General features: G+C 41.8%; 7 protein-coding genes. 5 read left to right on the top strand and 2 right to left on the bottom strand.

From position 1 onward, the window contains the following. Positions 1-486 precede the first annotated feature (486 nt). Positions 487-954 carry a hypothetical protein gene (locus M917_RS01275; RefSeq protein ID WP_040641579.1) on the top strand — a complete coding sequence of 156 codons (468 nt, stop codon included), beginning with the start codon at positions 487-489 and terminating at the stop codon, positions 952-954. A gap of 46 nt (positions 955-1,000) precedes the next feature. Here M917_RS01275 and M917_RS01270 read toward each other — a convergent pair whose 3' ends face one another. Beyond that, complete coding sequence (locus M917_RS01270; protein WP_021812930.1) at positions 1,001-1,261, bottom strand: DUF1289 domain-containing protein; 261 nt, start codon at positions 1,259-1,261, stop codon at positions 1,001-1,003. Between the two features lie 188 nt (positions 1,262-1,449). Between M917_RS01270 and M917_RS01265 the strand changes: the two genes are divergently transcribed. The 3 genes from M917_RS01265 (at position 1,450) to M917_RS01255 (ending at position 4,893) form a co-directional block, all read left to right on the top strand. Further along, entirely contained in the window at positions 1,450-2,109 is a 660-nt protein-coding gene (locus M917_RS01265; protein WP_021812929.1) for a YqiA/YcfP family alpha/beta fold hydrolase, read from the top strand. Positions 2,110-2,236: 127 nt separating this feature from the next. After that, positions 2,237-4,123, top strand: a complete 1,887-nt coding sequence (parE, locus tag M917_RS01260) for a DNA topoisomerase IV subunit B (protein WP_021812928.1) — start codon at positions 2,237-2,239, stop codon at positions 4,121-4,123. A 74-nt stretch (positions 4,124-4,197) separates the two neighbouring features. Beyond that, positions 4,198-4,893 (top strand): lysophospholipid acyltransferase family protein, encoded by a 696-nt coding sequence (locus M917_RS01255; protein ID WP_021812927.1) that lies wholly within the window; start codon positions 4,198-4,200, stop codon positions 4,891-4,893. 274 nt (positions 4,894-5,167) lie between these two features. Here M917_RS01255 and M917_RS01250 read toward each other — a convergent pair whose 3' ends face one another. Further along, a complete protein-coding gene (locus M917_RS01250) occupies positions 5,168-5,953 on the bottom strand; it encodes an SDR family NAD(P)-dependent oxidoreductase (protein ID WP_021812926.1) in 786 nt (261 codons plus the stop codon). A 534-nt stretch (positions 5,954-6,487) separates the two neighbouring features. On the opposite strand from M917_RS01250, the gene M917_RS01245 reads away from it, so the two are divergent. Beyond that, positions 6,488-7,819, top strand: a complete 1,332-nt coding sequence (locus M917_RS01245; protein WP_227500799.1) for a hypothetical protein — start codon at positions 6,488-6,490, stop codon at positions 7,817-7,819. The last annotated feature ends 77 nt before the right edge of the window (positions 7,820-7,896 follow it).

The following is a 7,896-nucleotide window of genomic DNA, read 5'->3' as shown; positions in this document are numbered from 1 at the left end:
CGTTATTCAGTTTGGCCTTTAAGTTATGTTAAGATGTTGGTTGGTCTAAGAAAATGATACTAGAATGGGTTTAACATGAAATTTGGTTTTCTTATCGATGATAAGGCTTTCGAGTGTGATGGATTTAAAGTAGCCCCTGTTATAGATTTCGATTCTATCTTAAAGGACTTCAAAAATTCAATAAGTGTTAGTAACGGTTGGTTCTATGGACCGCAAATAGAACTTGTAAAATAATCTTCTGAAAAGAAGTACTTCACATCTAATGCTCTAATAGTCCACCAATCATTCTTTCAAATGAGTTCTACGCATCAAATAACATCAACTGAAAGCTACTCTGATAATCATTTAAGATTTCTTATATTAGGTTAGGGATTTCTACAGGGTCTATATCTTACTCCAGAAGGGTACTCATGTTTAGGTCGTACAGCGTATAAACCAACCAGTTTAAACGGTCTGTTATTAAATGACAGTGATTATATAAATGGAATGGAACGCATAAACAAATTTTATATTAAATCAGATGAAGAAAAAAGAAATCAGATGTTTGCTTGTATTCATTGGTATTTAATAGGTCAAAACTCTGAATTTGATTGGGAAAGATTTGATTCACAGTATAAGGTCCTTGATGGGTTATATAGGCTTTCAGGAGCAAAAGCTAGCAATCATGCAGGTCGTCCAGTAGAGCTTGCTAAGAAGTACAATTTAAAATTACCGCCATGGGCAGAACTAGGCGAAGAAGGGAAAAGCAAACTTAGTACTCATAGAAATGAGCTAGTGCATGAAGCAAAATATGGCGGGCATCCAATTGGTTACGCATACCCAGACGAAAATTACAGCCTTGAGTTTAGGTCTTTTAACACAAAATTAATTGCTGGTGCCCTAGGTATAGATACCCCTTATTTAAATTCAGAACCAAAAAACCGAATACTTAGCGTGTGGAATATAAAATCATAATAAAGAGTTTCATTAGAAAACTTGTTACTTGAAGTTATTATAAACATCAAAACAACTCACCAATCTCAACATCTTCCTCAAAATCAAATCCTAATTGCTGGCTTTTACGCTGTTTCATTTGCTCGATACGCTGTTTACGTCCTACGATAAGCCGTAATACCTCTCGGCGCTGCTCTGTCGTCATCTCATGCCAAAACTGGCGCTCAGGACGACTGCGCAGGCAACCAAAACAATAACCTTTTTTATTGCTTTGACAGACACCGATACAAGGGTTGTCTATGTCAAATAGCTCAAACTGTGGATTCATGGCGGCTCCATCGCTACTACGGTCATTCCTTTGGTTGGCGCAAAACTAGGGTAATAGTCCTATTATGTCGCAAATACTGAATAATAGTGTGCCATATTATTGTTACTATTTTTGATAAACTGGTGCTATGCTCGGCTTTAATAAGCGACATCAAACAATCATAATAAAATTAATAAGCGAGATGACACGTGAATCTTATTTATATTCATGGACTAGACAGTGATGCCAATTCTACCAAAGGTATGTTGTTAGAAAAATACTGTCAGCGTCATCATCCTGATATTAAAGTCCTTCGCCCTGATCTAAATCAATCACCTGACCAAGTCTTTAATCACATACTGTCACTGATAGAAAACGTCGATAATAAAAACAGGAATATTGAAGGCACGCAGTTTGAGTCTACCAACACCGTATTAATAGGCAGCTCGTTAGGTGGGTATTTTTCTACCTTAATCAGCAATCATAGTGGTTGCCCTGCGCTATTATTAAATCCGAGTACCCAGCCACATATCACGCTACAGCGATTTACCAATGAAGCTAAATTATCCAGTGGTGACAAAGATATATTGTCCAATGATTATGTCCTACATTCGACCGCAGGTGGCTGGGATATTACCAATGCCGATTTGCAATGGTTTGCTAATTATCAGCTATCAGTCGTGAATCATCCAGACAAAGTCGCGGTACTCATCAAAGAAGGCGATGAGTTGTTAAATCCTGAGCTTGCTAAAGCCTTTTATCAAGGGCAGGGCGCAATGGTCACGGTACAAGCTGGAGGTGACCATAGATTTAGTGACTTTGAAGAACAATTACCGATGGTGCTCAAGCTATTACGGCAATTAGGCTAAGATTAAGTAAAAAGTAAATAGACGACATTATATGACGCAAGCGACTGACTATTACCGTCAACGTCGCTATTTTTCGTTATAATGGTTTAATAGAATTAATCGCACATGAACAGTTAAGGATGCATTTGTGAGTCAATATAATGCGCAATCGTTAGAAGTTTTAGAAGGACTAGAGCCAGTTCGTCGTCGCCCCGGTATGTATACCGATACCACTCGTCCCAATCATTTGGCGCAGGAGGTCATTGACAACTCAGTCGATGAAGCGTTGGCGGGTTATGCCAAAACCATAAAAGTTCAGCTCCATAGTGATGGTTCGTTGTCTGTCGAAGATGATGGACGCGGTATGCCAACTGATATTCATCCTGAGTTTAACCAGTCAGGTATTGAGCTGATTTTAACTCGCTTACATGCAGGCGGCAAGTTTTCGACCTCTAATTATGAGGTATCAGGCGGTCTACATGGCGTAGGTATTTCTGTCGTTAATGCGTTATCCACGCGCGTTGAAGTAACGGTATGGCGTGATAGCACCCAGTTTGATATGGCGTTTGAAAATGGCGCGCCAGTGACACCTTTGACTGAAACCGTCAGCTCAAATAAGCGCAAACGTGGTACTAGAGTGCAGTTTTGGGCGGATGGCAGCTTTTTTGATACGCCCAAGTTCAATGTGAAGCAACTCAAGCATAATTTAAAAGCAAAAGCAGTTTTGGCAGCTGGACTGACAATTGAATTCACCGATGATATTAACGATGAAAAGGTTGTTTGGCAGTTTACCGATGGCGTGGTTGAGTACTTAAACGAGCAGTTAGATGGTCTTGAGACGTTGCCGCAAGCGCCATTTTATTATAATCATGAGGCAAAAAATGGCGCGCGTGCAGGTATCACCTTTGCATTGTCTTGGTTGCCTGAAGGCGGTACACCGATTCAAGAAAGCTATGTCAACCTGATCCCAACCGCTCAAGGCGGTACGCATGTTAATGGTCTGCGCACCGGTATTTTAGAGGCGCTACGTGAGTTTTGTGATATTCACAATTTGCTACCCCGCAGTGTGAAACTGACGGCAGAAGACGTCTGGGACGGGGTCAATTATATCTTGTCGCTTAAGTTTTCTGAGCCGCAGTTTTCTGGCCAAACCAAAGAGCGTTTATCAAGTCGTGAAGCGGCAGGGGCAGTACAGAGCTTGGCAAAAGATGCCTTCAGTTTGTGGTTAAACCAACATGCTGATATGGGGACGCAAATTGCGGAACTGGCAATTAATAAAGCGGGTCGTCGCCTTAAGTCGGCCAAAAAAGTCGCTCGTAAAAAAATCACTCAAGGGCCTGCACTGCCGGGTAAATTGGCAGATTGTCGCGGTGATCTGCGTGATGGCGCTGAGCTGTTTTTGGTAGAGGGAGATTCTGCAGGTGGTAGTGCCAAACAAGCAAGGGATCGTCATTATCAGGCGATATTACCTCTGCGCGGTAAGATACTAAACACATGGGAAGTGTCATCAGATACGGTGCTATCAAGCCAAGAGATTCATGATATTGCTATTGCCATCGGTGTCGATCCTGCCTCCGATGATTTGTCTGAGTTACGCTATGACAAAGTCTGTATCTTAGCGGATGCCGACTCGGATGGCTTGCACATTGCGACATTGATTTGTGCATTATTCGTCAAGCATTTTCCTGCATTGGTCGATGCTGGGCATTTATTTGTAGCGATGCCGCCGTTATACCGAGTAGATGTGGGTAAAGACGTACATTATGCGCTAGATGAGCCTGAGCTTGAGCATATCTTAGCCAATGTTCCGGGTAATAAAAAAGCGCAAATTACCCGTTTCAAAGGTTTGGGTGAGATGAGTGCCGAGCAGCTACGTGAGACGACCATGAACCGTGATACACGGCGCTTAGTTCAGTTAGATATGGATGACATGATACTGACCAACAGCGTTATGGATATGCTACTGGCAAAAAAACGCGCGTCTGATCGCAAATCGTGGCTTGAGAATAAAGGCAACTTAGCAAATATTCCTTAAAAGCCTATAAAATTCAAATTAGTAGCACAATCTTAATGGTATTATAGAAGTATCTTTTATTATATGGTGCCGTCATGACATCAAGTTTTTTTAAGCGATTTAAACCTGCGAACTCTAAAGGCACACGCTCCAAAATATTACCTAAGCTTAGTAAAGAGCAGCTGGGTAATTTGGTTCCAAGACGAGGTAGCAAGGTTGCGCCAGTAATTGCATCAGGGTTACTGAGAGCGATGGGCTGGCGTAATGTTGGCGAGATTCCCAATGTTTCACAGGCAGTGGTGTTGGCATTGCCACATACTTCTAATGTTGATGGGATTTATGCGATTCCAAGCTTGTTTGCGCTGGATCTAAAAGTCAGTATTATGGCTAAGCATACCTTATTTAAAATACCGGTATTTGCTCAGCTATTAAGTTGGATGGGCGTGATACCGATTGTTCGAGAAAATAAAGGCTCTGTGCTGCAAGCAAGTATTGATAAGTTTAAAACTGGTGAGCCACTGTTTTTGGGGTTAGCGCCAGAGGGGACTCGCCAATATACTGAAAGCTGGAAAACAGGTTTTTATTATTTGGCATTGGGTGCTGGCGTGCCAATTTTACCCGTCGCCATGGATTACAAAACCAAAGAGGTGCGGTTCTTGTCACTGGTGTATCCTAGTGGCGATATCGAGGCTGACTTACCAAAAATCTATGCTCAGTATAAGGGTGTGATGCCGCGACATCCTGAGCGCTTGTCGCAGCCACTACAGAACATTAACAACTCACCTGACTAAAAGAGTTGTCGTAGCAGTTAGTACTATTAAATCCTTGGTTATGAAGTTTCTATAGATAAAAAGCCCCTGACATTTTGCATCAGGGGCTTTTTTAATCGATAAGTTTTAACGTTACTATAGTCGGTGAAAAGTAATATCGATACAACACGTACTGCTGATGCAAATTTTTCTTGCTTACTGTGTCTTCGCAGCTCGATGCTGCAAAAAATTTACACCAGCAATACTGTAGCGACTGTAAAGTATTTCAACTATATAAATGTTTTGCCAATATTTTTTAGAAATGTGGCTGGCCGTTAGAAGCGCTGACGCCGCCATCAACTGGCAAGTTAACACCAGTAATCATAGCAGCGTCATCGCTCGCCAAAAACGTAATGGCTGCTGCAATGTCTTCTGGCGTTGCAAGACGACCGAGGGCAGAACGGGCTAAGAATTTGTCGGTTTTTGCCGTGTTGTCCTGAATCGCGCTTGTCATATTGGTCTTAGTCACACTTGGATTGACGGCATTGACCCGGACGCCATCAGGCCCATGATCCAATGCCAGAGTACGTGTTAGATTGGTAACACCAGCTTTGGCGGCATTGTATGCGGCCAGATTCCAGTCGCCGCCCATACCCGAAAGTGATGAGACATTAACGATATTACCTTTGGTGGCGATTAAATGCGGCATAGCAGCTTGCGAAACATAAAAATTCCCATTTAAATTGATATTAATGGCTAAATTCCAGTCTTCAGTAGACAAGTCGGTTATTTTGCCTTGGATGGCTTTACCTGCATTGTTGACCAAAATATCAATTTTTTCAAACTTATCTATCACGGCTTTAACCATTTCTTGTACTTGGCTTTGTACGCTAATATCGCAAGTAATGGTCAGATAGTTGTCAGTATGAATCCAAGTATTATCTTGCGGAAATTCTTGAGTGGTTGCTTCTAGCGTTTCAGCAGTACGCCCTACCAAAACAACGTTAGCACCTTCTTGAGCGAAGCGAATGGCGGTTGCACGCCCAATACCTGTACCTGCACCTGTTACGATAACCGTTTTTTCTTTAAAGCGCTTCATCATGTTCAATCCTTGTTATTATAGAATGGTTAGGGGCTGTATAGAATTCGACCATGGCACTGACAGAGACTATTTTTTAGGCGATTCGAAGATAAAAATAGTAAGTATAGTCATACTATACGTCTATTTTTATCAATGAAGCGGCAAAAAAGAGTCCTGTCCCCTGACTTTATTATTGGGGCTGATGCTAAAACTGCCCCATACTGTGTTGCAAGTCTTGCTAAGGTATTAACATTATCATCGACTTGCGCCTTGTCTGGAACCGTTTTAGCGATCAGCAGTGCCTATTTGTGAGTTATATACAGCCCCTATTCAATGAGTTTGGTCAATGTATCTGAGAAAGGTCATGGCGCGCAGTCTATAATTTGTAAAGCTGCACACAAGCTGATGTGTCTTGATATCATCATAACAATTCATTGCGATGAAAGCGACTGTGTCTAATAGTGCTTATGTAGCTTAACTTAATTTAATAGTTTTATGCTTATAAGTAGCAATGTACCTTATAGCATGTCCATTCAACAATAAAGGGTCAAAACTGTGTCTCATCCAACGACGACAATAGCTGATAGAAGTTATCTTGCTAATGCGTTAAGCTGCTATTTGCAGTCAGATGCTGTAGTAATCACTTTAAACAACATGCAGTTTCTTGAATATAATTATGGTGCCTACTATAATGCTCGACGATATGATTATCAATTACCCTTAGGTAAGCTATCGCTATTTGAACTAACACTACATTTGCCACCTGATAGTAAACCAGCAGATATTGAGTCAGTACGCATGACAGCATTAAAGTCGGCGCTAATATGGCGAAAAACGTACTTATCTAAAAATAAAGAGAACGAAGCGATTGGCCATGATCTTCTGGTTGTTGCTATTCAATTCACTGAATGCACTAACAGTAGCAAGCAATGTCATTACCATGACCAGCACAATAACCCTCCAAACCGCCTAAAACATGATTTCGGTGTTCGCTATTTTAAGGAGGATTTAATTGTAGATACGAATGATAGCGCGGGGCAACTTCACGTATTTAGCTGGCACGATTGGCATTCCATATTGGCAATGCTACAGACACCCTGCGAGCTATGGCGGTTTTTGACGTATCGTTTAGAGCAGCTGCACGATTCAGTCACCACTCAGATGCCCAGCTTTGAATCAGAAGAGGCGCTCGCCACGCAGTTTTTGTATAGCACCTCACTATTGGCACCTGCCATCGTGATAGACAATGCCCTGATAAAATACAAAATTCAAGATCAGCCCAATTCAGCGCTGGTCGCTATGACGCTCGCTTACAGGCATCAAAGCACGACGGCGCTCATGTATCATCAGCATATGCATCAATCATCAACACTATGGTCGCAGCTTTGCTCACAGATGATAGAAGTATTCGAAGAGAAGGTAATAGGCGGCAGTCACGACAAAGCGCAGACAATAGTAGAGTTGACTTATTGGCATCAGCAATTACTGGATGAATCTTTGTTTTCGCGTCATGAATTGATTCGCACTCTCTATCGACATCCTAAACAGGGACAGAAATTACAACAATCAGGCTACGTGGTGCATCAGCATTCTTATGAGAGCTTGGGTCGACATTATGTGCTGATTTTTTATGGACAAGACCCAGAAGGGCAACATGGTAAAAGAGCGATTCAGCCGAATTTGGCAAAAATTGCACAAGATGTTGCCACGCGTTTACCGATCGCTGAGCTTCATCATGTCATCGTACTTGGTATCGATTTTATCAACGAGACTGACGATACTTTTATCGACATCGATTTGTGGATTCAACCAGTCGATGCAATGACCCCTCGCGAGCGTCAGTTAACCAAGCAATTGCAGCAACTTAAACGACAAGCCCATAAATAACATGCCCTAAAGAAATCCCATAAAAAAAGACAGCCTAGGCTGTCTTTTTTTTATCTAACATTAAAAAATGATTACTG

Origin of the sequence: Psychrobacter aquaticus CMS 56 (assembly GCF_000471625.1) — a bacterium.
GTDB lineage: Bacteria > Pseudomonadota > Gammaproteobacteria > Pseudomonadales > Moraxellaceae > Psychrobacter > Psychrobacter aquaticus.
This window is presented reverse-complemented; position numbering and strand designations above follow the sequence as displayed.

Excerpts from the sequence above, each read along its gene's own strand:
- M917_RS01270 (WP_021812930.1), bottom strand. The coding sequence starts at position 1,261 with ATGAATCCACAGTTTGAGCTATTTGACATAGACAACCCTTGTATCGGT.
- M917_RS01255 (WP_021812927.1), top strand. The coding sequence starts at position 4,198 with ATGACATCAAGTTTTTTTAAGCGATTTAAACCTGCGAACTCTAAAGGC.
- M917_RS01250 (WP_021812926.1), bottom strand. The coding sequence starts at position 5,953 with ATGATGAAGCGCTTTAAAGAAAAAACGGTTATCGTAACAGGTGCAGGT.
- M917_RS01275 (WP_040641579.1), top strand. The coding sequence starts at position 487 with ATGGAACGCATAAACAAATTTTATATTAAATCAGATGAAGAAAAAAGA.